Origin of the sequence: Nocardia amikacinitolerans, from assembly GCF_900215415.1 — a bacterium.
GTDB lineage: Bacteria > Actinomycetota > Actinomycetes > Mycobacteriales > Mycobacteriaceae > Nocardia > Nocardia amikacinitolerans.
Map to the genome: position 1 here is coordinate 1,143,007 of NZ_OBEG01000001.1, position 25,420 is coordinate 1,168,426.

General features: G+C 68.3%; 24 protein-coding genes. 9 read left to right on the forward strand and 15 right to left on the reverse strand.

Annotated elements, in window-relative coordinates; translation table 11 throughout:
* Positions 1 to 2: 2 nt before the first annotated feature.
* From CRP45_RS05505 to CRP45_RS05530, 6 genes are all read right to left on the reverse strand, one after another.
* Complete coding sequence (locus tag CRP45_RS05505; protein WP_097244050.1) at positions 3 to 1,259, reverse strand: FAD-dependent oxidoreductase; 1,257 nt, start codon at positions 1,257 to 1,259, stop codon at positions 3 to 5.
* Positions 1,247 to 2,173 (reverse strand): MBL fold metallo-hydrolase, encoded by a 927-nt coding sequence (locus CRP45_RS05510; protein ID WP_097244585.1) that lies wholly within the window; start codon positions 2,171 to 2,173, stop codon positions 1,247 to 1,249. Before CRP45_RS05510 ends, CRP45_RS05505 begins: the two co-directional genes overlap by 13 nt.
* Entirely contained in the window at positions 2,170 to 3,090 is a 921-nt protein-coding gene (locus tag CRP45_RS05515) for an aromatase/cyclase (RefSeq protein WP_097244051.1), read from the reverse strand. Before CRP45_RS05515 ends, CRP45_RS05510 begins: the two co-directional genes overlap by 4 nt.
* A gap of 85 nt (positions 3,091 to 3,175) precedes the next feature.
* The gene (locus CRP45_RS05520) at positions 3,176 to 3,436 is read right to left on the reverse strand and encodes an acyl carrier protein (protein ID WP_179830764.1); all 261 of its coding nucleotides are present in this window, start codon (positions 3,434 to 3,436) and stop codon (positions 3,176 to 3,178) included.
* Positions 3,433 to 4,671 (reverse strand): ketosynthase chain-length factor, encoded by a 1,239-nt coding sequence (locus CRP45_RS05525; protein ID WP_097244052.1) that lies wholly within the window; start codon positions 4,669 to 4,671, stop codon positions 3,433 to 3,435. Before CRP45_RS05525 ends, CRP45_RS05520 begins: the two co-directional genes overlap by 4 nt.
* Positions 4,668 to 5,936 carry a beta-ketoacyl-[acyl-carrier-protein] synthase family protein gene (locus CRP45_RS05530; RefSeq protein ID WP_097244053.1) on the reverse strand — a complete coding sequence of 423 codons (1,269 nt, stop codon included), beginning with the start codon at positions 5,934 to 5,936 and terminating at the stop codon, positions 4,668 to 4,670. Before CRP45_RS05530 ends, CRP45_RS05525 begins: the two co-directional genes overlap by 4 nt.
* Before the next feature lie 201 nt (positions 5,937 to 6,137).
* On the opposite strand from CRP45_RS05530, the gene accA reads away from it, so the two are divergent.
* Both accA and accC read left to right on the forward strand, forming a co-directional pair.
* Positions 6,138 to 7,826 (forward strand): acetyl-CoA carboxylase carboxyl transferase subunit alpha, encoded by a 1,689-nt coding sequence (gene accA / locus CRP45_RS05535; protein ID WP_097244054.1) that lies wholly within the window; start codon positions 6,138 to 6,140, stop codon positions 7,824 to 7,826.
* An 11-nt stretch (positions 7,827 to 7,837) separates the two neighbouring features.
* Positions 7,838 to 9,187: an acetyl-CoA carboxylase biotin carboxylase subunit gene (gene accC, locus CRP45_RS05540; protein ID WP_097244055.1), complete on the forward strand. Its 1,350-nt coding sequence runs from the start codon at positions 7,838 to 7,840 to the stop codon at positions 9,185 to 9,187.
* Between the two features lie 41 nt (positions 9,188 to 9,228).
* Here the strand turns inward: accC and CRP45_RS05545 are convergent, their stop codons facing one another.
* The 6 genes from CRP45_RS05545 to CRP45_RS05570 form a co-directional block, all read right to left on the reverse strand.
* Positions 9,229 to 10,098, reverse strand: coding sequence for an AfsR/SARP family transcriptional regulator (locus CRP45_RS05545; RefSeq protein WP_179830765.1), 870 nt, complete (start codon positions 10,096 to 10,098; stop codon positions 9,229 to 9,231).
* Between the two features lie 129 nt (positions 10,099 to 10,227).
* Positions 10,228 to 10,569 (reverse strand): hypothetical protein, encoded by a 342-nt coding sequence (locus CRP45_RS35245; protein WP_425436912.1) that lies wholly within the window; start codon positions 10,567 to 10,569, stop codon positions 10,228 to 10,230.
* 375 nt (positions 10,570 to 10,944) lie between these two features.
* Positions 10,945 to 11,124: a hypothetical protein gene (locus tag CRP45_RS05555; RefSeq protein ID WP_097244057.1), complete on the reverse strand. Its 180-nt coding sequence runs from the start codon at positions 11,122 to 11,124 to the stop codon at positions 10,945 to 10,947.
* A gap of 263 nt (positions 11,125 to 11,387) precedes the next feature.
* Positions 11,388 to 11,822 carry a nuclear transport factor 2 family protein gene (locus CRP45_RS05560; protein WP_143861346.1) on the reverse strand — a complete coding sequence of 145 codons (435 nt, stop codon included), beginning with the start codon at positions 11,820 to 11,822 and terminating at the stop codon, positions 11,388 to 11,390.
* Between the two features lie 114 nt (positions 11,823 to 11,936).
* Positions 11,937 to 13,046 carry a type III polyketide synthase gene (locus CRP45_RS05565; RefSeq protein WP_245910004.1) on the reverse strand — a complete coding sequence of 370 codons (1,110 nt, stop codon included), beginning with the start codon at positions 13,044 to 13,046 and terminating at the stop codon, positions 11,937 to 11,939.
* A gap of 186 nt (positions 13,047 to 13,232) precedes the next feature.
* Positions 13,233 to 13,844: a phosphoribosylanthranilate isomerase gene (locus tag CRP45_RS05570; protein WP_097244060.1), complete on the reverse strand. Its 612-nt coding sequence runs from the start codon at positions 13,842 to 13,844 to the stop codon at positions 13,233 to 13,235.
* A 171-nt stretch (positions 13,845 to 14,015) separates the two neighbouring features.
* Here CRP45_RS05570 and CRP45_RS05575 point away from each other — a divergent pair, with 171 nt between their 5' ends.
* The gene (locus CRP45_RS05575; protein ID WP_245909916.1) at positions 14,016 to 15,650 is read left to right on the forward strand and encodes an MFS transporter; all 1,635 of its coding nucleotides are present in this window, start codon (positions 14,016 to 14,018) and stop codon (positions 15,648 to 15,650) included.
* 22 nt (positions 15,651 to 15,672) lie between these two features.
* Here the strand turns inward: CRP45_RS05575 and CRP45_RS34450 are convergent, their stop codons facing one another.
* Positions 15,673 to 16,392, reverse strand: coding sequence for a DUF6463 family protein (locus tag CRP45_RS34450; protein WP_245909919.1), 720 nt, complete (start codon positions 16,390 to 16,392; stop codon positions 15,673 to 15,675).
* 324 nt (positions 16,393 to 16,716) lie between these two features.
* Here CRP45_RS34450 and CRP45_RS05585 point away from each other — a divergent pair, with 324 nt between their 5' ends.
* The 3 genes from CRP45_RS05585 to CRP45_RS05595 all read left to right on the forward strand — a co-directional run bounded on the left by CRP45_RS05585 (position 16,717) and on the right by CRP45_RS05595 (position 20,296).
* Positions 16,717 to 17,433 carry a metal-dependent hydrolase gene (locus tag CRP45_RS05585; RefSeq protein ID WP_067783282.1) on the forward strand — a complete coding sequence of 239 codons (717 nt, stop codon included), beginning with the start codon at positions 16,717 to 16,719 and terminating at the stop codon, positions 17,431 to 17,433.
* Between the two features lie 562 nt (positions 17,434 to 17,995).
* Positions 17,996 to 19,000 carry an SMP-30/gluconolactonase/LRE family protein gene (locus tag CRP45_RS05590; protein WP_245909921.1) on the forward strand — a complete coding sequence of 335 codons (1,005 nt, stop codon included), beginning with the start codon at positions 17,996 to 17,998 and terminating at the stop codon, positions 18,998 to 19,000.
* A 45-nt stretch (positions 19,001 to 19,045) separates the two neighbouring features.
* Positions 19,046 to 20,296, forward strand: coding sequence for a lipase family alpha/beta hydrolase (locus tag CRP45_RS05595; RefSeq protein ID WP_097244061.1), 1,251 nt, complete (start codon positions 19,046 to 19,048; stop codon positions 20,294 to 20,296).
* A gap of 8 nt (positions 20,297 to 20,304) precedes the next feature.
* On the opposite strand, the gene CRP45_RS05600 is transcribed toward CRP45_RS05595, so the two are convergent.
* On the reverse strand, positions 20,305 to 21,396 hold the full coding sequence (locus CRP45_RS05600) for a hypothetical protein (RefSeq protein ID WP_143861347.1): 1,092 nt from the start codon (positions 21,394 to 21,396) through the stop codon (positions 20,305 to 20,307).
* Positions 21,397 to 21,490: 94 nt separating this feature from the next.
* Here CRP45_RS05600 and CRP45_RS05605 point away from each other — a divergent pair, with 94 nt between their 5' ends.
* Positions 21,491 to 22,288 (forward strand): HugZ family pyridoxamine 5'-phosphate oxidase, encoded by a 798-nt coding sequence (locus tag CRP45_RS05605; RefSeq protein ID WP_067783276.1) that lies wholly within the window; start codon positions 21,491 to 21,493, stop codon positions 22,286 to 22,288.
* Between the two features lie 609 nt (positions 22,289 to 22,897).
* Here the strand turns inward: CRP45_RS05605 and CRP45_RS05615 are convergent.
* The gene (locus CRP45_RS05615) at positions 22,898 to 23,521 is read right to left on the reverse strand and encodes a TetR family transcriptional regulator (protein ID WP_097244064.1); all 624 of its coding nucleotides are present in this window, start codon (positions 23,519 to 23,521) and stop codon (positions 22,898 to 22,900) included.
* Positions 23,522 to 23,668: 147 nt separating this feature from the next.
* Between CRP45_RS05615 and CRP45_RS05620 the strand changes: the two genes are divergently transcribed.
* Together CRP45_RS05620 and CRP45_RS05625 are read left to right on the forward strand one after the other, a co-directional pair.
* On the forward strand, positions 23,669 to 24,544 hold the full coding sequence (locus CRP45_RS05620) for a TIGR03619 family F420-dependent LLM class oxidoreductase (RefSeq protein ID WP_097244065.1): 876 nt from the start codon (positions 23,669 to 23,671) through the stop codon (positions 24,542 to 24,544).
* A 29-nt stretch (positions 24,545 to 24,573) separates the two neighbouring features.
* Positions 24,574 to 25,419 (forward strand): fructosamine kinase family protein, encoded by an 846-nt coding sequence (locus CRP45_RS05625; RefSeq protein ID WP_097244066.1) that lies wholly within the window; start codon positions 24,574 to 24,576, stop codon positions 25,417 to 25,419.
* The last annotated feature ends 1 nt before the right edge of the window (position 25,420 follow it).

Sequence of the window (25,420 nt, forward strand, 5' to 3'; positions counted from 1 at the left end):
GATCAGTTCTCCCTGGATTTCGTGAGGGCCGTGACGGTTCCGCTCGCCGGAGGTGGGACGGGCTCGGGCCGGATGCCTAGTCCGATCACCCGGGCCACCAGGCGGGGCAGGCGGGGGAAACGCCGGAGCAGACGGACGAGTAGCGGTTTGTCGGTGCCGGGGCGACCGGCGCTGGGGTACAGGTCGGACAGCAGGTGCAGTTGCGCGAATTGCACAAAGCGCATGGGTAATTCGCGGCGGCGCTGGATCGTGCGCAGCGCGGCCGTGCCCGGGGTGGCGCCCGCGGTGAGAATCGGTGCCAGCAACCGGGCGGTGGCGATGGCGTCCTGCACCGCGAGGTTGATCCCGACGCCACCCGCCGGAGACATCGCGTGCGCCGCGTCCCCGATCGCGACCAGGCCGGGACGGTACCAGCGGCGCAGCCGATCCACCCGGACGTCGAGCGGCTTCACGTCGTCCCAATCCAGGATCTCGGCGTCCAAATGCGGGGCGAGCACGGGGTAGATGGCGGCGAGATCCGCGCGGAACCGCGCCAGCCCCGCATCCCTGATGGTCGCGAAGCCGCCCTTCGGGATCATGTAGGCGACCTGGAGATAGTCCCCGCGGTCGATACAGACGATGAAGAACCCCTTTCCGCTGCGGACCGTGGGCAGGCGTTCACCGTCTGGTTTGCTCACCCGGAACCACAGCACGTCCATCGGCGCCGCGCTGGCCGCGATTTCGAGCAGACCCGACCGGCGCACGATCGAATGGCGTCCGTCGGCGGCGATCACCAGATCGGCGGTGACCTCGAGCGGTCCTGCGGAGGTTTCGCCACGTACCCCGACCACCACGCCGTCGCGCTGGATCAACTCCGTGACCTCCGCCCGCTGCACCAAACGGAACCCGGGGTAGCGGCGGCCCGCCTCGGCGAGGAAGTTCAATACGTCCCACTGCGGCATGAACGCCACGAACGGGAAACGTCCCGGCAGCGCGCTGAAGTCGGCGAACACCACCGGACCGGTGGCCGTCGCCATCGGCAGCTGCGGCAGCTCGACGTGCGGCAGCGCGAGAAACTCCTCGGCCAAGCCGAGTTCGTCCATCGCGAGCAGCGTCGAGGTGTGCACCGTGTCGCCCCGGAAATCGCGCAGGAAGTCCGGATGCTTCTCCAGCACGAGCACGTCCACGCCGGAACGGGCCAGCAGCAACCCGGTCATCAGTCCGGCGGGTCCGCCGCCGATCACGCAGACCCGTACCGATTCGGTTCTCACGCCAGGCATGCCGGCACCTGCCCGCCGTTGTAGAGCACCATCTCGTCGAAGATGGACAGCACGTCCAGCGGCTCGCCGAGCGGGCCACCGGACAGTTCGGCATCGGCGCGGTACAGGTTGCCGACCAGCCGTTCCTGGTCGACCAGGCCGCCGAACTCGCCGTGATCGGCCTCCAGCGCGATAGCCAGCGGCGTCAATCCCAGCGCGCGTCCCTCCGCCGCGAGATCCTGCACCCACCGCAGATACCGCAACGTCTGGTCGAAAATCTCCGGGCCGGTCACCGGACCGTGCCCGGCGACGACCGTCTCCGCGCCGAGCGCGAACAGCCGCCGCACCGCGGCGATCGACCCGCTGACCGACCCCATCAGGCAGAACGGCGCCGCGCCCGACATCACCAGGTCCCCGGCGAACAGCACGCGCTCCGCGGGCAGCCAGGCCACCACGTCGTTGGTGGTGTGCGCGGCGGGACCGAGATGGATCAGCTCGACCCGCCGCTCGCCCACGTGCAGGGTCACGTTGTCGCTGAACGTGATGCCCGGCAAGGTGACTCGCACGTCGCCCCAGTCCACGTTCGGCCACAGTTTCGTCAGCGCCAGACCGGTTTCGGCCATCTCGGGCCGGATCCGGTCGTGGCCGACGACGACGGCGGCCGGCCCGAACAGGTGGTTGCCGAAATTGTGGTCACCGTGGTGGTGGGTGTTCACGATCGTGCGGGCCGGGCCGGCGCCGAGCCCGTCGACGAATTCGACCAGGGCGCGGGTGCGTCCCTCGGTCGCCAGCGTGTCGATCACCACCGCGCCGTCCGGGCCGGCCAGCACACCGGCGTTGCTCACACACCAGCCGCCGCGGCTGTGGGTGTAGGCGTAGACGCCGTCGGCGATCTCGGTCACGGTGGGCGCCGCGGATGTTTCGGTGGCTGTCATGTCGGCGACTTCGTCTCGGCGTAGCGCACCGCGCACAGCAGCGTATTGCGGCTGTTGGTGGACAACGCTTCGGTCAGATAGGCGCGGGCGTCGGTGAGATCCGTTTCAGCGCCGAGTATCTCGCGGGCGGCGTCGGGATTGATCGCGACGGTGTGCCGTGCGGTGACCACCGCGCCGTCCGGGCCGTCGGTGAACTCCCACGCGCCGCTGTGCCCGAAGAGCATCGCCGGTGGCAGCAGCTGCTTGTAGTCGATCCGCTCGCCGGGGAAGCACACCCGCACCGACTTGGTGGTATGCGGGATGCCGCCCGCGGTCACCGTGTCCATCTCCATCAGCTGCACGCCGTCGTCGTCCTCGGTGAGCTCGATCCGGCTGACGTGCGGGACATGTTCGGGCCACCGCTCGCTGTGATAGACGAAGTCGTACACCTCGGCGGCCGAGCATCGCAGCGTCACCGTGTCTTCGAAGGTGTGGACAACCTCCTCGACCGGGTGGCCCAACTCGGCGATGCGGGCCAGCGCCGCGAGCTCGGTCTCGCTGTTGCGGTCCACCGCCGCAGCGACCTGCTCGGGGTCGGCGCCGTCCACCACGGTGAAGTGGTGATCCAGCGTGACTTTCGTCGCGCCGGAACCGACCTCGCAGAACGACCAGCCGCCGCCCATGGATGCGATCGGCGCCTGGCTGCGCTCCTGCTCGAAGACGATACGGCGCTGCTCGGCGTCCAGCACGCGCCGCGAGGTCCAGTTGTTCACCGCGCCGTTCACGGTCGCCCACAGCCGGAACCGCTCCTCGTCCGGGCCGCGGTGCAGGTGGCGCACCAGCACGCTGGGCGCGAAGATCACCGGCCACCGGGTCACGTCGGCCACCAGGTCGTAGACGACCTCCGGCGCGGCCTGCACCACTTTCGTATGACTCATCACCCGGATATTCACGCTCTGTCCTCCTTGGCATGCGCGGTGCCCTGCGCGGTCACACTCCGCTGCCGCCTCCGCGCCTGACGGCTCATGCCACGTCCTGTAGTTGGGCGTTCACGATGTCGACCAGCTCCTGTGGCGTCTTGACCTCGACGAGCTGCTCTTCCGGGATCGTCACGCCGAAGTCGCGCTGGATCCGCGCCGCGGTCTCGATGAGCGCGAGCGAGTCGTAGCCCAGTTCCTCGAATTCCACGGCGGCGATATCGCCGCCGAGCTCGGCGAGATCCTCGCCGCCTGCGCATTCCACGAGAATCCGGCGTAGTTCGGTGATGGTCATGGTCATGGTCATGATTCGCTCCCGGGAAGTACTCGATCGGACACGGCACGCACGACGACCGCGGAGTTGAAACCCCAGCGCCCGCGCGCGAGGACGAGCGCACCGCCGACGGTGGCGGAGCGCGGGGCGCCGAGAACCAGGTCGATCCGGCAGTCCTCGGCGAGCGTGGTGGTGTACGCGGTGGGCGGGATCACCGAATCGCGCATCGACAGCAGAGCGGTCACAATGTCCAGCGGCCCCCCGCCGGAGAACAATCGTCCGGTCAGGGGCTTCGGCGCGGTGACCGGAACACCACCGGGCCCGAAGATCGCTTCGATGGCCGCGGCCTCGTCGCGGTCGCGATCCGGGATGCCGGAGGCGTCCGCGAACACCACGTCGATGTCGCCGGGCGTCATCCCGGCGTCGGCCAGCGCGAGTTCGGCGGCCCGGCGCAGACCCGACGGACGCCCCGAACCGGGTGGGGGATCGAAAGTCGATGCGTACCCGGCGATTTCGCCGTGCACCTTGGGCACGCCGCGCGCCCGCGCGGCGGCGGCGTCCTCGACGACCAGCATCGCGCCGCCCTCGCCGGGCACGTAGCCGGCGGCGCCGATGTCAAACGGCAGGTACGCGCGCTCGGGCTCGGTGGACGTGCTGACCGAACCGCTGGCCAGGTGCGAAGCCCAGCCCCACGGGTCCAGCGCCGAATCCACACCGCCGGTGACCACCAGCGGCGTGCCGCGCCGCACGGTGCGCCGGGCGTGACCGATCGCGTCCAGTCCGCCCGCTTGCTCGGCGACCAGCGCGCTGCTCGGTCCGCGCATGCCGTGCCGGATCGAGATCTGGCCGGTGTTGACCGCGTAGAACCAGGCGAACGACTCGTACACGCTGACGTGCTCGGAGCCGAGCGACCACAGCTTGTTGAATTCGCGGTGGGTGAATTCGAAGCCGCCGGAGGCGTTTCCGGTCACCACGCCCATGTCGTAGTCGGTCATCGTCGCGGTGTCGACCTTGGCGTCGTCCAGCGCCCACTGCGCGGCGACCAAGGCCATCCGGGTCGAGACATCGGTCTGCGGCAGCAGCCGGCTCGGCAGATGCTCGGCCGCGTCGAAATCGGCCACCTGTCCGGCCAGACGCGCCGCCGAACGGCTGGCGTCGAACCGGGTGAGCGGCGTTATCCCGCCGCGTCCGGACAACACGGCATCCCAAAAACGCTCCACGCCCATGCCGTTCGGCGCGAGCACTCCCATTCCGGTGACGAGGATCATGCCGCCACCGCCTCCGCCTTGCGCAGCACCATCGCGCTCTGGAATCCGCCGAACCCGCTGCCCACGGTGAGCACCGTGTCCATCCGGTGGTCGCGGGCGACCAGTGGCACGTAGTCCAGATCGCATTCCGGGTCCGGTTCGTGCAGGTTGGCCGTCGGCGGCACCACCTGGTACTCCAGCGCCAGCAGCGAGGCCGCGATCTCGACCGAGCCGATCGCGCCGAGCGAGTGCCCGACCATCGACTTGATCGAGCTCATCGGCGTCGCGTAGGCGTGCGCGCCGAGGCTGCGCTTCACCGCCGCGGTTTCGTGCCGGTCGTTCTGCCTGGTGCCGGACCCGTGCGCGTTGATGTAGTGCACGCCGGTCGGGTCGATCCTGGATTCGTCCAGCGCGACCCGGATCGCCTCGGCCATCTCGCGGCCGTCGGCCTTGAGTCCGGTCATGTGATAGGCGTTGCACCTGGTCGCGTACCCGGAGATCTCGGCGTAGATGTGCGCGCCGCGCTTACGGGCGCTCTCGTACTCCTCGAGCACGAACAGCGCGGCGCCCTCGGCGAGCACGAAACCGTTGCGCGAGTTGTCGAACGGTCGCGAGGCCACCTCCGCCTCGTCATTGCGCGGGGTGGTCGCCTTGATCGCGTCGAAGCAGGCCACCACGATCGGGGTGATCGGAGTGTCCGATGCGCCCGCCAGCATGACGTCGGCGGAGCCTTCGCGGATCAGCTGCACCGCGTGGCCGACCGAGTCCAGTCCCGACGTGCACCCGTTGGAGACCATCGCCACGGGACCCTCGGCCCCGACACTCCAGGCCACTTCCGCAGGCATCACGCTGGGCACCATGTAGTCGAACATGTGCGGCGAGAGATACGACTCGTCGACCAGCCAGTTCTTCCCGGAGTCCGACAGCACCAGGTATTCGCGCTCCAGGCTGGTGGCCGCGGCGACCGCACTGCCGAGGCTCACGCCGAGCCGGTACGGATCGACCGTCGCGAGGTCGAGTCCGCTGTCGGCCACTGCCTCCCGCGCGCAGACCACGGCGAACTGCACCGCACGGTCCATGCGCCGGATCTCCCTGGGCGACAATCCCTCCCGCACGGGGTCGAAGTCCGCCTCGCCCGCGACCTGGGACCGGTACGGTGAGGCGTCGAAGAACGAAATCCGGCGCGTCGCGGTGCGGCCTTCGGACAGCAGCTTCCAGAACTCGTCCTTGCCCGACCCACCGGGCGCGCGGACACCGAGTCCGGTGACGACAACGCGGCGGCTCATCGCGCACCACCGGATGAGTGGGTGTTCATGGCGTTATCTCCCTTCGATCGTGCGACCAAGCATCGGGGCCGGTCCTCGAACCTCGCTCGAGCCAAGGAGTCGAGTTGTTCTCTAGCGGGAGGGCGCAGGCTGTCGCTGTGATCGCCCGGCCGGCGCTGTCCGGACCGATCACCCGTTCCCCGAGCACAGGAGACACGCGTGATGAAGTCAGCTCATGGCACCGACGGCGCCGCGGACTGGGTGCTCTGCCCGGCATGCCTGATCCCGCTGTACGGCAAGCGATTCGCCCGCGACCTCGGCGTCTGCGGCGAATGCGGCAGGCACACTCCGATCACCGCCGAGCAGCGCGTCGTCCAGCTCGCCGACGACGGCCGGTTCGAGCCGCTGCCCGGCACCACGACCGGCGACGACCCGCTGAGCTTCACCGACACCAAGCCGTACCGGGATCGGCTGGCCGCCGCCCGCGCCCGCACCGGCATGCACGACGCGGTCCTGTGCGCGCGGGCGACGATCGAAGGTCAGCCGGTGGTGATCGCCGCGATGGACTTCCGCTTTCTCGGCGGCAGCCTCGGCACCGCGGTCGGCGAGATGATCACCGCCGCGGCGGAAACCGCACTGGCGCAGTGTATTCCGCTGCTCATCGTCACGGCCTCGGGCGGCGCGCGGATGCAGGAAGGCCCGCTGTCGCTGATGCAGATGGCCAAGACCAGCGCGGCGCTGGAACAGCTGGACCGGGCCGGCGTCTTGACTGTCACCCTGATCACCGACCCCACCTACGGCGGCGTGGCGGCGTCCTTCGCCACTCTCACCGACGTGCTCATCGCCGAGCCGGGCGCGCGCCTGGGATTCGCCGGGCGGCGGGTGATCGAGCAGACCATTCGCCAAGAGTTGCCGCCGAAGTTCCAGACCGCCGAATTCCTCTTGGAACGCGGGCTCATCGACATGATCGTGCCGCGCGCGGGCCTGCGCCAGGCGCTCGGCGGGCTGCTGCGGGTCGCGGCGCCGGTGGATCCGACCGAACGCTTCGTTTCCGCGGACGCGGGCGTCATCACCGATCCCGACCGCCTCGCCGAGAACGATCCCTGGACACAGGTACGCCGTGCGCGCACCCCGCAGCGGCCGACCGCGCTCGACTACTTCGCGCTGGCCTTCGACGAGTTCCGTGAGTTGCGCGGCGACCGGATCTCGGGCGACTGCCCCGCGGTGGTCGGGGGAACGGCCTGGCTCGGCGCGCAACCGGTGATGGTCATCGGGCACCAGAAGGGGCACGAGCCGAAAGAGCTGATGGAACGCAACTTCGGCATGCCGACACCCGCGGGGTATCGCAAGGCGGCGCGACTCATGCGGTTGGCCGAGAAGCTCGGGCTGCCCGTCATCACCTTGATCGACACGCCCGGCGCCTATCCCGGCGCGACCGCCGAGGAGCAGGGGCAGGCGATCGTCATCGCGGAGAACATCCGGCTGATGTCCGCGCTGCGGGTGCCGGTGATCAGCGTCGTCATCGGCGAGGGCGGCAGCGGCGGAGCGCTGGCGCTCGGCGTCGCCAACCGGGTGCTGATGTTCGCGAACGGGACCTATTCGGTGATCAGTCCCGAGGGCTGCGCGGCGATCGTCTGGAACGACCCGGCCGCGGCTCCGAAGGCCGCCGCCGCGCTTGCGCTGACCGCGCGGGATCTCCTGCGGCTCGGTGTGGTCGACGGGGTGCTGCCGGAGCCGGGCGACGATGTCGGTGCCGCACCCGTGGCCGCGGCCGAACAGCTGTACCGCGCGGTGGCCGCGACGCTCGGCGAGCTGGTCGGGCGCAGCGGTGCGGAGCTGGCCGACGAGCGGCGCGCCCGGTTCCGGCGGTTCGGTGCGCGGCCGCAGGTCTTGGTCCGGTCGGTGGCGTAGGGGGCGGGACCATGTTCGAGAAGATTCTGATCGCCAATCGCGGCGAGATCGCGCTGCGTGTCGCGCGCACCTGCCGTGAATTGGGTGTGCGCACCGTCGCGGTGCACTCGGTCGCCGACGCCGACTCCGCGGTGGTGCACTTCGCCGACGAGGCGGTGCAGATCGGTCCGGCCGCGGCCAAACGCAGCTACCTGAACGCCGCGGCCGTGCTGGCCGCCGCAGAGCTCACCGGGGCGGACGCGATCCACCCCGGATACGGATTCCTTTCCGAATCACCGGATTTCGCCGACGCCTGCCGCGCGGCGGGTATCACGCTGATCGGCCCGCCCGCCGACGTGATGGCAGAACTCGGTGACAAGCAGTCGGCACGCACGCTGATGGCGAAGGCCGGACTGCCGCTGCTGCCCGGCAGCCTCGACCCGCTCGAACTCGACGAGGCGCACGCGCTGGCGGACTCGATCGGATACCCGGTGATCATCAAGGCCGCCGCGGGCGGCGGCGGGCGCGGCATGCAGGTGGTGCACGACAGCGCCGCGTTCCCGCGGGCCTACCAGGAGACCAGGGCGACCGCGCGGATGCTGTTCGGCGACAGCCGGGTGTACTTGGAGAAGTACCTCGCCGCGGCCAGGCATGTCGAGATCCAGGTGTTGTGCGACGGACACGGCAATGGAGTACACCTCGGCGAGCGGGACTGCTCGGTGCAGCGCAGGCATCAGAAATTGATCGAGGAATCTCCGGCGCCACTGCTTCCGGACGGTCTTGCCGAGCGGATGGGCAAATCCGCGGTAGACGGTGTACTGGAGGCGGGTTACGTCGGCGCCGGAACCGTGGAATTTCTGGTCGATCGGGACGGAAATTACTATTTTATGGAAGTGAACTGCCGAATTCAGGTCGAACATCCGGTCACCGAAATGGTGACGGGCATCGATCTGATCGCCGAACAGATCCGTATCGCGTCCGGGCAACCGCTCGGCATGGCCCAGGACGATATTGTCCTGCGCGGCGCGGCGATCGAATGCCGGATAAATGCCGAAGATCCGTCCTCTGAATTCGCGCCCGCTCCCGGAGCGCTGGCCGAATTCACTCCACCCGGCGGCCCTTTCGTCCGGGTCGACACGCACGCGCACGCCGGTTATTCGATACCGCCGCATTACGATTCGCTGCTTGCCAAACTGGTGGTCTGGGCGCCGGACCGCGACCGGGCACTCGCACGGATGCGGCGGGCGCTGGAGGAGTTCCGGATCTCCGGCGCCCGCGTGGCGACGACAAGGGACTTTTTGCGTGAGGTGCTCGACCACCCGGCCATGCGCGCGGCGACGCACACCACCGCGCTGGTGGACGAACTGCTCGGGCGGAGGTGAGACGGGGCGGCGTCGACCCGGCCTCCACGGACTTGCGGCGGTCAGGCGGTTTCGGCGGAGGCGGTGCGGAACTCGGGGGAGTACCACCCGATCAGGTAGCCGGCGTGGCGGCTGTTCAGCATCGCGCTCACCGAGACGTCGGAGGCGGCCAGGATGTCCTGGTGCAGCTTCTGCAGTTTCTGGCATGGGTCGAGGCCCAGCTCACGCTGCATCGACCTGCTGAACTGCTGGAAAGAGGCCAAGGCGCGGTCACGTTGGCCCGAGCGGCACAGGGCGAACATGTAGTACGCCTGCAACCGCTCGTGCAGTGGATGCTGCATGGTCAGCCGCGCCAGGTCGGGGCACACCTCGCGGTGCCTGCCCAGGCGCAGCTCCGCCTCCACCCGCAGCTCGACGTTGGTCAGCCGCAGGTGGTCCAGGTGCGAGATCTCCGCGGCGAGCGGGATGCCGCCCTCCACGTCGACCAGCGCCGGACCGCTCCACAGCGCCTCCGCCGCCCTGAACAGATTCACCGCGCGCTGGTCGTCGCCGGTCTTGGCGGCGCACCGGGCGGCCGCGGACATGGACTGATAATCGCGCAGATCGAAAACGCAGTCCTGCACATCGAAAGAATAGCCCTTGCTGCGTGTACGGAGAAAGCGCTCGGCCACCTCCGCCTGTCCCACACCGAGCTGTTCGGCCATTTTCTTCCGGATTCCGAGCACATAGGTCTGCACGACCGTTACCGCGCTGCGCGGTGGATCGTCGTTCCATAATTCTTCGATCAGCGTAGTCACCGGGACAACGGTGTCATGCCTGACCAAGAGCAAAGCCAGCAACTGCCGCTGCTTCTGCGCGGTCGGCGTTGCGTTGTGATTGTTGAGAGCGAGTGTCAATGGACCTAACACGCGAGCGCACACTGGATACTTCACTGGGAGCTCTCCTACGAGCGACATTCCCCCCGACCGACGTGAGATTCTCAATTCCCACCGCACTGTAGGTATCGTCATACAATATCGAGAAACCCGTATCGAATCGATGAAAACTGGGTAATATCGGAGTTAACTCATCGCATTCGTACGTTTAATTTCCGTCTGCCGCAAGGAGATCCACGCGCTATTTGCGGAACTGTCAGCGACGTTAATTCGTAGGATGTTGTCTTTCCTGGTACCCGGAAACTTCGCAGCGTACAACACCGCCGAAGGCGCCGCCGCGTGCTCGCGCGCCAGCCTGCGAATCGTCTCGGCGTCGACTCCCGCGTGCGGCGCCATCGCCTCCGGCGTCAGCCCGGCCACCAGGGCACGCAACTCCGGCCACCCCGAGCACTGCGCACGCACCGAGACCTGATCGCACAACCCCTCGGTGACCACCACGTGCAGCATGCCCAGCAGCAGATACCACATCACCGCCCGGTGCCACGGCACATGCTCGTCGGCCAGGCGCGCGGTCTCGGTGCGCCGGCGGGTCGATCACGACCGTGCCGCCACGCTTGCGCACGTCCTTGATCCGCGTCTTCGCCCCCGGCATGGTCGTGATCGACCCGTTGGACACCGCCGGGTTCGCGCCGAGGATCGCAGTGGTGTTAGCGCTCATGGGTTTTCGACACCTTGCGCCGGTCGCTGGCCCCAGGCTACCGCGCAACCCCGTCGCCGTAGATCCACTTACGGTCGGAATTCGGTCTCCCGCTCGAGTCGGATTCGATGGTTCGCGGACCGGCACACAAGGCGAGACCTGGCTACCCGCGCAGCCAGGTCTCGGGTTTCCCGTCGCGGCGGGACTCAGATGCAGAAGCTCAGGGACACCGATCCCAAGGGGATGTTCAGGCAGATCACCACCGGACCCAGCGCCGGGGTGGTCTCTGGTTGCGGCGCGGCCGACGCGGTCGGAGCGGCGAGGGTACAGACGGACAGGGGGATCACAATCGCCGCGAGCGCCGCGGCGGCCTTCTTGGCGAGCATTTCGACGGTCCTTTGCTGAGAGACGACAACGAACAACAACCCCGACTCCCTATCGATCGTGCGCCGCGACAGCGGCGCGGGACAAGACCTACCCGCACATCGCCCGGTCACCGGGGGATTGTTGTCCGAAAAAGATACTCACGGTTGCGTGTGTCGGATTTTCGCAGGCCCCGGCCTTGTTGCCGAGCGTGTTTCAGACCGGAAGCCGTGAATTACGCTTCGGCGCGAGCTCCGAACCGAATCGCCCAGCGGGAATCCCCGACTCAGTCCTCCCGCGCCGCGCCCGGCGGGGGACCGATCGACTCGAGCACGCGCTCCACCAACGCGGTGTTGCAGTACTCGACGACCTCGACGAGCCGCCCCTCGGCCACGCGAAAGATCATGCAGTACGTCTGCTCATATGCCGCACCGCGGTTGGTGACACCATGGCCGCGAGCCTGCACCACGACACGATCACCATCGCCGACAATACTGTCCGCCTCCAGCCGATAGCTGCTGAACTGCGCCATCAACGGCCGCAACATATCCCGCAGCACAACCGATTTCGGCGCCCACGTCCCCGCCCAGGACCAGTCGCCGGGGAAAATCCACGCGAAATCGTCGGCCATCGCCTCACCCAGCGCGCGCATATCGCCGCGAGCCATCCGATCGAAGATGCCCCGCACCAGTTCCTTGTTCGCGTTCTCCACCGTCGTCATGATCGTCACCGTACGCCGGGCACAGCGTGAGGAACACCGATCCGACTACGCCACAAGCGTTTCCAAACCACGGATCGCGAGTGAGACCCACAGACGTTCAGCACCGAATCACGATCACCGGCCGACGACGTCGAAAAGGAATCCCTCGATCGTGACGCCCGGCGCGAACGAGAACGCCACACCCGCGGAGATCGACTTGCCCGCCACTGCCGCACCGGCGATCCGTTCGAGCACGAAGATCAACGAGACGCTCGACATGTTTCCGTATTCAGCGAGCACCTCCCAGCTCGTCGACGCGGCTTCCGGCGCAAGGCCGAGCGATCGCGCGGATTCCAGCAAGATCTTCGGCCCGCCAGGATGGATCGCCCACACATCGATGTCCGACTGCCGTAGTCCATTGCGGCGCAGCACATCTCCTACGACAGGAGCGACACCGTCGTAGATGTACCGAGGCACGTTCTCGGACAACTCGCAGCTGATCCCGTCGTGGTTGACGCCCACCGCGATGCCGTCCTCGGTCCCCTCGAACAGGTGAGTGAACTGGTCCCGAACAACGATAGTCCCGGCTTCCGCCCGCTCCGCCCCTCGCCGCGCCCCGATGACCACCGCGCCGCACCCGTCACCGAACAGACTGTGGGCGACCGCGTCACCGACGTCTTCGACGGGAACGGCATGCACCGAATTGAGCTCGATGCACACGACCATCGCCTTCTTGCCCGGATTGGCCCGCACGAAGTCCGAGGCGGTGCGAATTCCGTTCATCGCTGCCGCGCAGCCCATGAAGTTGACAACCAAGCGAGCGATCGACCGAGGCAGTCCGAGGTTTTCGACGACCGCCACATCGACTCCGGGCGCGATGACGCCGGTGCTCGTGGCGAACACGAGAAGTCCGAGATCGGAGGGGTCGACACCGGCGAGCGCGCGCCGCGCCACATCGGTCGCCAGCGGAACGGCGTGGTGGTAGAACAGCCGCATGCGATCCTGAATCGTCACCGCGTCGGCGCCGGGCGCGTGCAGTTCAGGATCCAGCGGGTCGACCGCGAACCGGCGGGTGTCGATCATCGTCTTGCCGAAGATGCGCCTGACCCTGGTTTGCTGGTCGAGATCGGTGAATTGCCCAGCCATCCAGTCCGCCGCGACGGATTGGTCGAGGACCAGACTTGGCGCACCGGTCGCTATCGCTTCGACGACGGGCACCGTCGGCGGCGGCGCCGACAACGTCATGTGCCTGCGCGTGTGCGCAGCCGTGCGGGTGAGCTGGTCGAGAACTATTGACATAGAGGCGGTTCTTCCTCGCTCGAGCGATGGGGGATACGTACTCCCATCGTCAGTGAGCAAATGTCCGGCAAATAGGCACCCAAGGGGTGTGCGGACCCCCACCCCGGTGTTGCCCAGAGCCCGTCGACGCGGTCAAGCCTCGCCTGTGCTGCGCGCCGCGGCGATAAAGTCACGAACCTTCTGCGGATCCTTCACGCCCGGGCTCGCCTCCACACCGCTCGACACATCGACGCCCCACGGCCGAACAGCGCGAATCGCCTCGACGACGTTGTCGGGACTCAGCCCACCCGCGAGCATCCACTTGCCCTCGGGTGTGCGTGCCTCGAGCTCCGAGAGATCCCACCGCTCACCGGACCCCGGCTTCGGCGCGTCGAGCAGAAGCGCCTCCTCGCCGAATGCGCCGATCGTGAGGTCGGGGTCGGCCTTCAATGACGTCGCCCGCCATACTCGTGGCACGATCGCCAACGCGTCCGTGAAGTCCTCGCGCGTGTACGCACCATGCAACTGCAACACCGCCACACCGAGCTTCGCGGCGGTCTCCGCGGCCTCCACGGCGGACATGTCGTTGACCACGAGAACCGTGTCCACCCGGCCACCGGCCGCCGCGACGATCTCGGCAGCGGCACCGAACTCCAACCGCCGAGGGCTGGTCCGGTTCATCACCACACCGATCGCGTCGGCGCCGGCCGCGATCGCGGCCTCCGCCGCGGCAACGGAGGTCAGTCCGCAGATCTTCACATACACGGGAACGAACCTACCGCGCGCCGAGATCGCCGCTCCCAGGCCTGGTCGTGCTGATGTGGGACGATGACACCGAGTGCGGTGCGGCCGATTCTCGTCGCAGCAGCAGGCCATCAGGGGTAAGGCACCGAGGTAACGCCGACGCCGTCCACATTGCCACTGAAGGAGCGCCATTTGGCACCGGTGCCGACAGAAAGGTCCAACTCCACCCTCGTGCTCGTGGTGCTGGCCTCGGGCCAGTTCTTGATGACGCTCGACAGCTCCGTCATGAACGTATCGATGGCCACCGTCGCCCAGGACATCGGCACCACGATCACCGGAATCCAGACCGCCATCACCCTCTACACGTTGGTGATGGCATCACTGATGATCACGGGCGGCCGGGTGGGCACCATTCTCGGCCGGCGCCGGACTTTCGGGTTCGGCCTCGTAATCTACGGCGCGGGCTCGTTCATCACCGGGCTGGCACCGAACCTCCCGACCCTCCTCCTGGGGTGGTCGCTGCTGGAAGGCATCGGCGCCGCCCTGATCATGCCCGCGATCGTCGCCCTCGTCGCGGGGAATTTCCCACCCGAACGCCGATCCGCGGCCTACGGACTCGTCGCGGCGGCAGGAGCGATGGCCGTCGCGGTAGGCCCACTGCTCGGTGGTGCCGTGACCACGTTCGCATCATGGCGGTACGTCTTCTTCGGCGAGGTGGTCGTCGTCGTGCTGATTCTGCTGGTTCTGCGCCGGGTCGAGGACGCGCCCGCCGAACGCGTCCGGTTGGATCTCATCGGATCGGTCCTGTCCGTGCTCGGGCTCGGCATGGTCGTCTACGGAGTCCTGCGGTCGAGCGAATGGGGCTGGGTGCGCACCAAGCCAGGCGGCCCCGACGTGCTTGGTTTGTCACCTGTCGTCTGGCTGTTGATCGGTGGTCTGCTGCTGTTGTATCTGTTCTTGCAGCGCCAGACGTATCTGGTGGCGCACGGCCGCGACGCGCTGGTCGATCCTGGCCTGCTGGCGAACCGGCAGCTCGTCGGGGGCGCGAGCATGTTCTTCGCGCAGTTCGCCGTGCAGGCCGGGGTGTTCTTCTCCGTGCCGCTGTTTCTGTCCGTGGTGCTCGAACTCAGCGCGCTCGAGACCGGGGTGCGGATCCTTCCACTCTCGATCGCGCTGGTCCTCGCCGCGGCGGGCATCCCGAAGTTCTGGCCGCACGCCAATCCGCGCCGCGTCGTTCGCCTGGGTCTGTGCGCGATGATCGTCGGCGTTCTGATCCTCGCCGCCGGAATGGACCCGGGCGCCAACGCGGGCATCGTGTCGATCCCGATGCTGCTGATGGGACTCGGCCTGGGCGCCTTGGCTTCTCAACTGGGGGCCGTCACGGTATCCGCCGTACCCGATTCGGAGAGCGCCGAGGTCGGGGGACTACAGAACACCGCGAGCACTCTCGGCGCGTCCCTGGGCACCGCACTGATCGGATCGGTCCTGATCGCCACACTCACGACATCCGTCATCGAGGGAATAGCCAACGATCCGGCCATTCCGGCCTCCGTACAGCAGCAGGCCACCACGGAGTTGGCCGACGGCGTGCCATTCCTGTCCAACACTCAGTTGGCGGAAGCTCTCGACAGCGCCGGAGTCGGCGACACCACAGGCGACGCCATCCTCGCGGCCAACTCCGCCGCCCGTCTCGAGGCCCTACAGGTGGCATTCGCCGTGACCGCTCTGCTCGCGATCGCCGCACTCTTCGGTACGGTCCTGCTACCTCGCCGACCCGTTGGCCCACCGGACACGAAGGTCCCTGGCACGCCAGGTCGGGGTGAATAAGGTTGTCCAGCAAAGCTTTTCGTCACGGTGACGTTTTGAAGGTCGCCCGCGTATCCTGCAACCACCATGCGGGGAAGTGGATCGAGCTCGAATCTTGGCCGAACACTAGAGATTCGGATAGAAACCGCCGATCGCCGGAAAATTTCCGACCATGAAGTGTGCGGCCAAGGGGACAGCGCTTCGACGTTCCGTACACAGCGCACGAACCAGCGGGCGCGAGCGTCGCCGAAGCATCCCGGACAGCCCGATGCGGCGATACAAGATGCGAACAAGCGCTGGCACAGCCAGATTCAACCCCTTCCAGCAGCTCCGTTCCTGCGCCGATAATCGACATTATGTCAAGCGGAGGCGAGCTCACCCTCCTCCGCGAGACGGCGGGCGCGGCGGGAACCGACCAGTAATAGACCGGCGGCGACCAACAGGACCAGCAACGGCGATGGGCGCCGGCTGCGACGGTAACCAACGTCCATCCGGCCACGATCCACGCGACGAACGCCGGTGGCGTGATGCCCCGGCGGTCCAGCCACAGCACGAGCAAGCCGATCACCAAAAATGGCACACCGAAGCTGAACACGGTGTACCACAGCGCGGCCTCGGCGTAGTTCATCGCGGTGGCGTCGGCCTTCCACCCCTCGCCGTCGAACCACGCCCCAGCGTGATCCGGGGCCGTCTCCACGAGAGCACCCACCGTGTGCCCGATTCCCGGGAACAACACGATGAGCCAGCCTGCCCACTTGATCATGCGAACTCCCTCTCTCGCGCGCGGTGCCGTGCGGCTCCGCCTCGCCTTCTCTGGCGACCGCGGCCGCGCGACAGGGCTTCATCGCCGCGCCGGCCGCATGCGATGAGGCTAGTCGCGGTATACGGTGCCGTATAGATGGAGCGGCACAGAGGAGTCACACCGGTAGGCGGCCGAACGATCGCGCAGGGACGAGGGGCGCCGAACGGTACTTCAAGCCAGAGATCGACTCCCCCAGGATGATTCGTGAGCCACGCCCAGCGGTTGACATAATCCGCCAGGCTGGGATTATGTCGGATGGTCGGCTGTTCAACTAATCTCGAAGTAGTGCTTGGACATTCACATGCGACCAGCGGCGCGTTCGCTTGGTCGGTGGCGGCGGCGACGCTGCCTCTCGCGGCGTTGACCTATCCGGTATTGCAGAGCGGTGAGGCTCGATTGGGGCCGGTGGACGTCGTTCTCGGCGTCTTTCTCACCGCGGGCGCGGCGCTGCTCCCCGATGCCGATCACCCCAAGGGAACGATCGCGCATGTGCTCGGACCGCTCTCCTATTTCCTCTGCAAGGTCATATCGACGATTGCCGGCGGACACCGGCAAGCCACGCATTCTTTCGCGTTCGTGATCGCGGCCGCGTACGGCACGTGGGCCGGAATGCATTGGATCGGCCGGGGATTCACGCTCGCGCTGGTGTTCTTCCTGCTGGCGTTGGCGGTGCGCGCCCTGCACCTGTACCCGCCGGGCGACGGAATCCGCTCTTGGGGCACCATCGTCGTTCTCGCCACGGCGGGCACCTTCGCAATGGACCACTGGATCAGCGATCGACCCGCCTGGCTGCCGTTCTGCGTCGGCCTCGGCGCCTTCGCCCATCTCATCGGCGACTGCCTCACCGACCGCGGCTGCCGCCTCTTCTGGCCCTTCAAGCTGCGCACCTGCCTGCCGATCATCGAACGGACCGGCAACAAGGTCGAAACCTGGATCCTCACACCACTTTTCGCCGTCGCCACCCTCGGCGTGCTGTGGCACGTCTTCACCACAACTCCGTAGCGGACTGGGGTGGGCTGCTCAAAACGACCCACCCCTCCCCCGTCTGTGCGTCTTCAATCGCTAGGTCGTGAGCTATAGCGCGGTACCAAATGGATTGGCAGATAGGTGAATACGCATATCTGAATAGCAGAATTCCCAACTGATCCTCGAGGGTGAAGTACGTCGCTCGATCCCGCTCGACAACCGGGCCGAAGCGCCCCGGCGACCCGCCCGAAGGCAGCTGCGGCGACGCCACCGCTCCCCCGGGCGCCCTCGGCACCGAACTTTCGCCGCGCGCTTCCCCGCGAAACGTTGTACCACTCCCCGCCCCACCAACTCCAGCGGTGCCTCGGACGAGGCGGAAAACAGCTGAGCCGATTGCGGACTCGCACGGGCGATCGCCCAACACTCCCCACCACATCTCGCCCCCTGCGCCGTCGTTGCTTCGCCCGGCTTGCCGGGCGTTGGGTTTTGGGTCGAGGGTGAGAAATATGGTTAGATGCGCATATCTACATAGCGGGATGTTCTATCGCATCGCCTCGGTTTCCGCCGAGAGCGACCCGCCCACGGATACGCTGACCGCATGCTCGCAGGCTGGACCATGCAACCGCACCGCTGGACACCCCCGCCCGCCCCGGATCGGGCCCGCGCGAAGCGCAGTTCTCCCCCACTGCCGCCGGTCACCCGCATCGAACTCCCCGGCGAGGCACCCGAGGACGTGGTGCGCACTCCGGACGGAAAGGTGATCGCGGGGCTGGCGAACGGTGCGATCGTGAGCGTCGACCCCGTCGACAGGTCGGTGCGGGAACTGGCGAACACCGGCGGCCGCCCGCTCGGGCTGCACGCCGATGCCGACGGCTCCCTGCTGATCTGCGATTTCGCGCGCGGCCTGCTGCGCTTGGACCCGGACGGCACGTTGGAGGTGCTTGTCGACGAGGTGGACGGCGAGCGACTCGCCTTCGCCAGCAACGTTGTTCGCGATATCGACGGCACCATCTACTTCTCCGCGTCCTCGGCCCGTTACCCGCTGGACCAGTGGATGGGCGACCTGCTCGAGCATTCGGGCACCGGTCGCCTGTTCCGGCGCGACCCTTCCGGCAAGGTCGAAACCCTCGTCGACGGACTGCAATTCGCCAACGGCGTGGTGCTCGCCCCCGATCGGTCCTGCGTGCTGGTGGCCGAGACCGGCGCGTATCGAGTGACCCGCTACTGGCTGACCGGGCCGCGAGCAGGCACGCACGATCGGCTGATCGAGAATCTGCCCGGCTTCCCGGACAACATGGCGCTGGGCAGTGACGGCCTGGTCTGGATCACACTGCCAGCGCCGCGAGATGCGTTGCTCGACCGTCTACTCCCCCTCCCCGGCGTGCTGCGCCGTGTGGTGTGGTCGCTGCCCGACTGGGCGCTTCCGAAGCCGCCGAGGACGGTGTGGGTGCTCGCGGTCGATTTCGAGGGCACGGTCGTGCACGATTTGCAGACCGAGGGCACGGACTACTCGATGGTCACCGGGATGGTCGAGCACGAAGGCACGCTGTATTTGGGCAGTTTGACCGAGTCGGCGCTCGCCATAACGAGCGTGCCCGGCTGACCCTTCCACGGACGAAGTTCAGTGCACGGTTGTACACTGAATTTCATGTTGGAGAGTGTCCCGCAGCGCCAGGCAGAGGTCCGCGCCCTGGCCCGCCTCGCGGGTGACGAGCTGGGCGGTGCGGTGGACGGCATCGCGACGATCCACCGGGCGGTGTCGGATCGCGTGTTCGCCGCGGTGCGCTGGGGCGTCGGTCCGGCCGCCGAGCCGGTGAAGGTGGTGCACGATGCGATCACCGATGGCGTGTACCGGATCGTCGGCACCGCGGCCGTCACCGCGGGAGCGGTGGGCGGACGGGCGGCGGATCTGCCCGGCGCTCCCCCGTCGCGCACGGTGTGGGGTTCGGGCTTCCTCGCGGCGCTGCAAGGTCTGATCGGCGACCGCCTCGAGAACGGCATGCCGATTCTCGCGGGTCCGATGACGCTGCGGGTGGATGGGAATCCCGTTGCGCCGGAGTCGATTACCGAGCACGTGCCGCCGAGTGGGCATCTGGTGGTGTTCCTGCACGGTCTGGTCGAGACGGAGCACGCGTGGCGGTTGGGTGGGCGCGCGACGTACGCCGAACGCTTGACGGCGGATCTGGAGTGCGCGTGCGTCCAGGTGCGCTACAACAGCGGGCTGCACATCTCCGAGAACGCGCGGGAGCTGTCCGATCTGATGGAGCGGCTCGTCGCGCAGTGGCCGGTGCCGGTGCGCCGGATCTCGCTGGTGGGGCATTCGATGGGCGGGTTGGTGGCGCGGGCGGCGTGTTTCGGTGCGGCGCAAGAGGATCGGGTGTGGGTGCATTCGGTGCGCCAGGTGGTATGTCTCGGCTCGCCGCATCTGGGGGCGCCGCTGGAGCAGGTGGTGCATCGGTTGTCGGCGGCGCTGGTGCGGTTACCGGAGACCCGGCCGGTGGGCCGGATGTTGCGGCGGCGCAGTGCGGGGATCCGGGATCTGCGGCACGGTTCGCTGGTGGACGAGGATTGGCGCGGGGTGGACGCGGACGCGTTGGAGCGGCGTGCGGTGCGGGAGGTTCCGCTGTTGGAGGGTGCGGACCACTATTTCGTGACCGCGACGTTCACCAGGAGTGCGCGTCATCCGCTCGGCCGTGTCCTCGGTGACGGTCTGGTGTTGACGCCGAGCGGTTCGGGCCGTGGGCGGGCGCGGCGGCTCGGTTTTCTCGAGGAGAACGGTCTGCATTTGCCTGGCGCGAATCATTTCACGCTGCTGAATCACGAGGCGGTGTACGCGGCGTTGCGCGGGTGGTTGGGTGGTGAGCCCGCCGCGGCCCTCGGTGCGGGCCGGGCGGGTTGAGGTTCGTCTCAGAAGAGTCGTTCGGAGTGGTTGTCGGCGGCGTAGCGGACGTCGGCGGCGAAACGGTCCTCGATGTCGGTGTCGTCGTCGTGGTGCGCGGCGTAGAGCAGCAGGCAGCCGCGGATGCCGTCGAGGAGGTCTTCCAGTAGGTCGAGTGCGGGGCGGGCGGGGTCGAGCCTGCTGACCCGGAATTCGGCGAGCAGCGCGGCGCGGGTGGCTTTGTCGACGTCGTAGCGGTGGGCGTGCTCTTCGAGTTCGGCGACGCGTGCGACGACGGCCCACGGGGCGGGCAGGTGGCCTTCGGAGACGGCGACGGCTTCGGCGATGAGGTCGGTGACGATGTCGGTGGCGGTTTCGCCGCTGTCGAGTCGTTCCAGGACGAGGGTGGGTGTTTCGACCGGGATGGCTTCGATGTCGTCGGCTTCGGCGATGACGTCGGTGATGGGGAGGTCGGCGAGTTCGCCCGCGACTTCGGCGGCGGCGTGCAGCCAGTGGGCGGCGGCGACGGAGGCGGAGGCGGGGTCGAGGTCGGTGAACAGTTCGGGTGCGCCGAGGGGGTCGGTGCGCAGCAGGGTGTCGGCGGCGTGGACCTGGGCGGGTGAGACGTCGGGGCGGGAGAGTTCGACGGCTTGGCGGGCGCGGCCGGAGAGGTCGCCGAGTTCGGCGGCTTCGATGGCGGCTTGTTCGCGGTGGATTTCGGCGACGATGGTCTCGGTGAGTTCGTCGGTGCGGATGCCGTGCAGGCAGCGGCCGACGCGGTGGGCGGATTCGACGACGCCGCTGTAGGAGACGAGCAGTCCGGCTTCGGTGGGCAGGTTGGGGTTGCGCAGGCCGTTCTCGACTTCGGTGAAGTTGCGGCGTTCTTCGGCGCGGCGCCAGGCTTCGCTGTCGGGGATGTCGGGGTCGCCCGCGGCGGCCGCGGGGTGGGTGTAGGTGCGCCAGTGGAAGCGCGACAGCGTGGTCAGATTCGACGCCAGATCCGTTGCCAGTTCGGGTGTTGTCGGTGGCAGCAGCGCCACCGTCTCGGCCAGGTCGCCGCGTCCGGTCGCCCAGATGGCGACGAGTGCGTTGCGGTCGGCGTCGAATGCGTATCGGGTCACCTGGCACATCCTCACGTATCGGGTGGCGGTGCGTGGGCATTGGGTTGCTTTGGTTGGGGCTCCGGCGGCGTTTCGGCGTGGCACGCTGGTGGTCATGACTCTCGATCACGGTGATCCCGGTGATGCGCCGTCGGTGCCTGGGCCGCTCGGTGCGGTGGTGAACGCGGCGCGGCCTTCGGCGGCGGAGGAGGCGAGAACGGTTGCGGCGTCGACGAATATCGCGACGTTGGCGAGCCTGAGCGCGGACGGTTCGCCGTGGGCGTCGTTCGTGACGTACGGGTTGTTGGACGGTGCGCCGGTGTTGTGTGTGTCGCGGTTGGCCGAGCACGGCCGGAATCTGGCGGGCGATGCGCGGGCGAGTCTGTCGATCGTGGCGCCGGAGGGCCCTGCTGATCCGTTGGCGGGTTCGCGGATCACGCTGGCTGGGGTGGTGGAGCGTCCGGTGGGTGCGGAGTTGGCGGCGGCGCGGGAGGCGCATGTCGCGGCGGTGCCCGCGGCGCGGATGTATGTCGAGTACAGCGATTTCTCGCTGTGGGTGTTGCGGGTCGGCCGGGTGCGGTGGGTCGGCGGGTACGGGCGGATGGATTCGGCGTCGGCCGAGGAGTATCTGGCGGCGGAGCCGGATCCGGTGGCGCCGGTGGCGGGGCGGGCGGTCGCGCATCTGAACGACGATCACGCCGATTCCTTGTTGTCGATGGCGCGGGTGCTTGGTGGTTATCCGGATGCGACGGCGGCGCTGTGTGAGCGGGCGGATCGGTACGGGCTGGATTTGCGGGTGGAGACGCCGCGCGGGGTGGCGCGGACGCGGGTGGGTTATGCGGAGCGGCTGGACGGTGTCGATGGATTGCGGGCGGCGACAGTGGAATTGGCGCGGCGTTCGCGGGAGGGGTGAATGGCGGGCGGCTGAGTAGTCCTACGCTTCCGGCCGTGGGTGGGAGCGGTGATGCTGGCTGTCATGGAGCGGTATCGGGGGTGGCGGGCGGCATGGCCGCGGGTCGTGGCGGATTCGGTGGTTGTCGGCGGCGAGGGTGGTGCGTGATGCGGCCGCGGATTCTGGGGCGAGTGTGCGGCGATCGCTGTGGGCGGTCGGGCTCGTCGGTGGCACCGAACCCGCGCGGGGAGACTTCCTCGCAGAGGCGACCCGGCTCGTGGATCGAGCGAACTGTTTCCTGCCGTGAACCCGAGTCGAAGTAGCCGCGGTACGCGTGTAGGGCCGAGCGATGCGTCCGGCGCCGCTGAATTCGGTGTACGCACTGTCGCGACCGGGGCGGCGTGTACCGCGCATGACCTGCTGAGCGACGAAGACTACCGCCGGTGATCGTGCGCGCCGACAGCGACATGGAGACGCAGAGCGACTACCACCCGCACCCCGTCCTGCGTGGGGCACTGCGGCGCGCCGACCATGGACGACCGCAGCGGGTCGTGGAGGCGGGTGAGCAGCTGGATCGATCGGCACGGAGCCGGTCGGACGAGGTGCGCGGCGGTCACGCTCGGTGCGTGTTCAGGCCGGGTCGCGCGCGGGCACGGTGAGCATCGCGACGAGCATGTCGGCGATTTCGGCGGTGTCGGTGTCGAGGTGCGGGGTGCGGCTGCCGTCTTGGAGTGCGCGTTCGTAGTCGGCGACGAGTGCGAACAGGACGGTGGTCATGGTTTCGAGGCGTCGGCGGCGGTGGCGGGGCGACAGTTGCGGGAGGGCGGCGTCGAGGCGGGTGGCGATGATGCGGACGGCGGCGCGGTCGGCGCCGGCGAGGCGGCGGGCGTCGGCGATGACGGGGTGGGTGCGGACGACTTCGAGGAAGCGGCCGTAGTGGCTGGTGCGGTCTTGGCCGACGAGTTCGAGCATGGGTCCGACGAGCATGCCGACCAGTGCGTGCGGGTCGGTGCCGGTGCCGTCGGCTTCGTGGGCGGCGAGCAGTTCCATGCGGCGTTGTTCGAGCCGGTTCATGCGGCGCTCGACGATGGCTTCGACGAGTCCGTTGCGTGAGTCGAAGTAGTAGTGCACCGCGGAGTTGTTGCGTTGGCCCGCGGCGGCGGCGATGTCGCGCAGCGGGACGTCGACGCCGCGTTCGGCGATGAGTCGCTCCCCCGCGTCGAGCAGGGCGGCGCGCGAGTCGTCGGCTTGCATAGGCACCCACTGTACTGAACCCGAGTCTTGACCAAGTTAAGCACCAGTGATTAATTGGCTGGGAGATGTTCGCCATGGCGATGCCGTGGGCATACCGTCCACCGACGAGCCGTTGCCCGGCGACGACCGAGCAGGAAGGCTGATTCCATGCGGTTCACGTACGCGGAGACGATGACCGACCCGTCCTACTACGTGCCTTTGGCGCAGGCCGCCGAGGCGGCCGGGTACACGTCGATGGCGGTGGCCGACAGCGTCGCCTATCCGCGCGACTCCGACGCCACCTACCCCTACACCCCCGACGGCAGCCGGGAGTTCCTGGAGGACAAGCCGTTCATCGAGGCGTTCGTGCTCTCGGCGGCGATGGCGGCCGCGACGACGAAGCTGCGGTTCACCCCGTTCGTGCTGAAGCTGCCCATCCGCCCGCCGGTGCTGGTGGCCAAGCAGGCGGCGTCGGTGGCGGCGTTGAGCGGCAATCGGTTCGGTCTCGGTGTCGGGATCAGCCCGTGGCCGGACGATTTCGAGATCATGGACGTGCCGTTCGAGAAGCGCGGCGCGCGCATGGACGAGTGCGTCGACATCGTGCGCGGGCTCACCGCGGGCGGCTATTTCGAGTACCACGGCGAGTTCTACGACCTGCCGCCGATCAAGATCAATCCGGTGCCCACCGAGCCGATCCCGATCCTCATCGGCGGGCACAGCGGTCCGGCGCTGCGGCGCGCCGCCCAGCGCGGCGACGGCTGGATGCACGCGGGCGGCGATCCGGCCGAGCTCGATGGGCTGCTGGCGAAGCTGGACAAGCTGCGTGCCGAGTACGGGACGCGCAAGGACTTCGAGGTGCACGTCATCTCGCTGGACGGTTTCACCGTCGACGGCGTGAAGCGGCTGGAGGACAAGGGCGTCACCGATGTCATCGTCGGCTTCCGCAATCCGTACACCCGCGACCAGGACACCGAGAGCCTGGAGACCAAGATCGCCAACCTGTCCCGGTTCGCCGAGCACGTCATCGCGCGCACCGCGTCCTGAGATCGCACGAGGCGGCCTACGGTGGTGCGGTGAGTATCGCCGATCGGCTGGGTGAATCGCTGGGCGTCGCCGTCCACGCGGTGACCGATCTCGGGTCCAGTCACGACTGGACGCTGCACCGGGCGGAGCTGGCCGACGGTCGCGTCGTCTTCGTCAAGGCCGCCGCGGACCGGGACGGGGTGTTCGCGGCGGAGGCGGCGGGTCTGCGCTGGCTCGGGGCGGGCAATTCCGCGCTGGTTCCGCCGGTGCTGGCCGCCGAGGACGGCATGCTTGTGCTGCCGTGGTTGCCAGACGCAGCGCCCTCCCCCGCCGCCGCGGACCGCTTCGGCCGGGATCTCGCTGTGCTGCACGCGGATTCGCCGGGGGTCTTCGGTGCGCCGTGGCCGGGCTGGATCGCCGAACTCCCGCTGGACAACACTCCGAGCGAGGGTCCGTGGGCGCGCTGGTACGCCGAGCGCAGGGTGCGGCCGTTCGTGTCGCGCACCGCGGACGTGCTCGGCGCGGACGGGGTGCGCCTGCTGGAGCGGGTGATGGAGTCCGTCGAGGAGCTGGCCGGTCCGCCAGAGCCGCCCGCCCGCATCCACGGTGATCTGTGGTCGGGCAATCTGCGCTGGACCGAGGCGGGCGTGGTGCTCATCGATCCGGCGGCGCACGGCGGACACCGGGAGACCGATCTGGCGATGCTCGCGTTGTTCGGCGCACCGCACCTGGATCGGGTGATCGCCGCCTACGAGCGGACCCGCCCGCTGGCGGCGGGGTGGCGCTCGCGTGTTGCGCTGCATCAGCTGCATCCGCTGCTGGTGCACGTCGCGTTGTTCGGCGCCGGATACCGCTCGCAGACTCTCGCCGCCGCCCGCGCCGCGCTCGCGGCGTGAT

Coding starts and splice junctions, on each gene's coding strand:
- CRP45_RS34450 (WP_245909919.1), bottom strand. CDS start 16,392: ATGATCAAGTGGGCAGGCTGGCTCATCGTGTTGTTCCCGGGAATCGGG.
- CRP45_RS05520 (WP_179830764.1), bottom strand. CDS start 3,436: ATGACCATGACCATGACCATCACCGAACTACGCCGGATTCTCGTGGAA.
- CRP45_RS05565 (WP_245910004.1), bottom strand. CDS start 13,046: ATGACGTTGTCGGCGCCGCCGCCGACGGTGCCCGTCGTCGAAGCGATA.
- CRP45_RS35245 (WP_425436912.1), bottom strand. CDS start 10,569: ATGTGGTATCTGCTGCTGGGCATGCTGCACGTGGTGGTCACCGAGGGG.
- CRP45_RS05515 (WP_097244051.1), bottom strand. CDS start 3,090: ATGAGTCATACGAAAGTGGTGCAGGCCGCGCCGGAGGTCGTCTACGAC.
- CRP45_RS05620 (WP_097244065.1), top strand. CDS start 23,669: ATGCGGTTCACGTACGCGGAGACGATGACCGACCCGTCCTACTACGTG.
- accC (WP_097244055.1), top strand. CDS start 7,838: ATGTTCGAGAAGATTCTGATCGCCAATCGCGGCGAGATCGCGCTGCGT.
- accA (WP_097244054.1), top strand. CDS start 6,138: ATGAAGTCAGCTCATGGCACCGACGGCGCCGCGGACTGGGTGCTCTGC.
- CRP45_RS05595 (WP_097244061.1), top strand. CDS start 19,046: ATGTTGGAGAGTGTCCCGCAGCGCCAGGCAGAGGTCCGCGCCCTGGCC.
- CRP45_RS05505 (WP_097244050.1), bottom strand. CDS start 1,259: ATGCCTGGCGTGAGAACCGAATCGGTACGGGTCTGCGTGATCGGCGGC.
- CRP45_RS05560 (WP_143861346.1), bottom strand. CDS start 11,822: ATGACGACGGTGGAGAACGCGAACAAGGAACTGGTGCGGGGCATCTTC.
- CRP45_RS05530 (WP_097244053.1), bottom strand. CDS start 5,936: ATGAGCCGCCGCGTTGTCGTCACCGGACTCGGTGTCCGCGCGCCCGGT.
- CRP45_RS05605 (WP_067783276.1), top strand. CDS start 21,491: ATGACTCTCGATCACGGTGATCCCGGTGATGCGCCGTCGGTGCCTGGG.
- CRP45_RS05590 (WP_245909921.1), top strand. CDS start 17,996: ATGCTCGCAGGCTGGACCATGCAACCGCACCGCTGGACACCCCCGCCC.
- CRP45_RS05555 (WP_097244057.1), bottom strand. CDS start 11,124: ATGCTCGCCAAGAAGGCCGCCGCGGCGCTCGCGGCGATTGTGATCCCC.
- CRP45_RS05615 (WP_097244064.1), bottom strand. CDS start 23,521: ATGCAAGCCGACGACTCGCGCGCCGCCCTGCTCGACGCGGGGGAGCGA.
- CRP45_RS05510 (WP_097244585.1), bottom strand. CDS start 2,173: ATGACAGCCACCGAAACATCCGCGGCGCCCACCGTGACCGAGATCGCC.
- CRP45_RS05525 (WP_097244052.1), bottom strand. CDS start 4,671: ATGATCCTCGTCACCGGAATGGGAGTGCTCGCGCCGAACGGCATGGGC.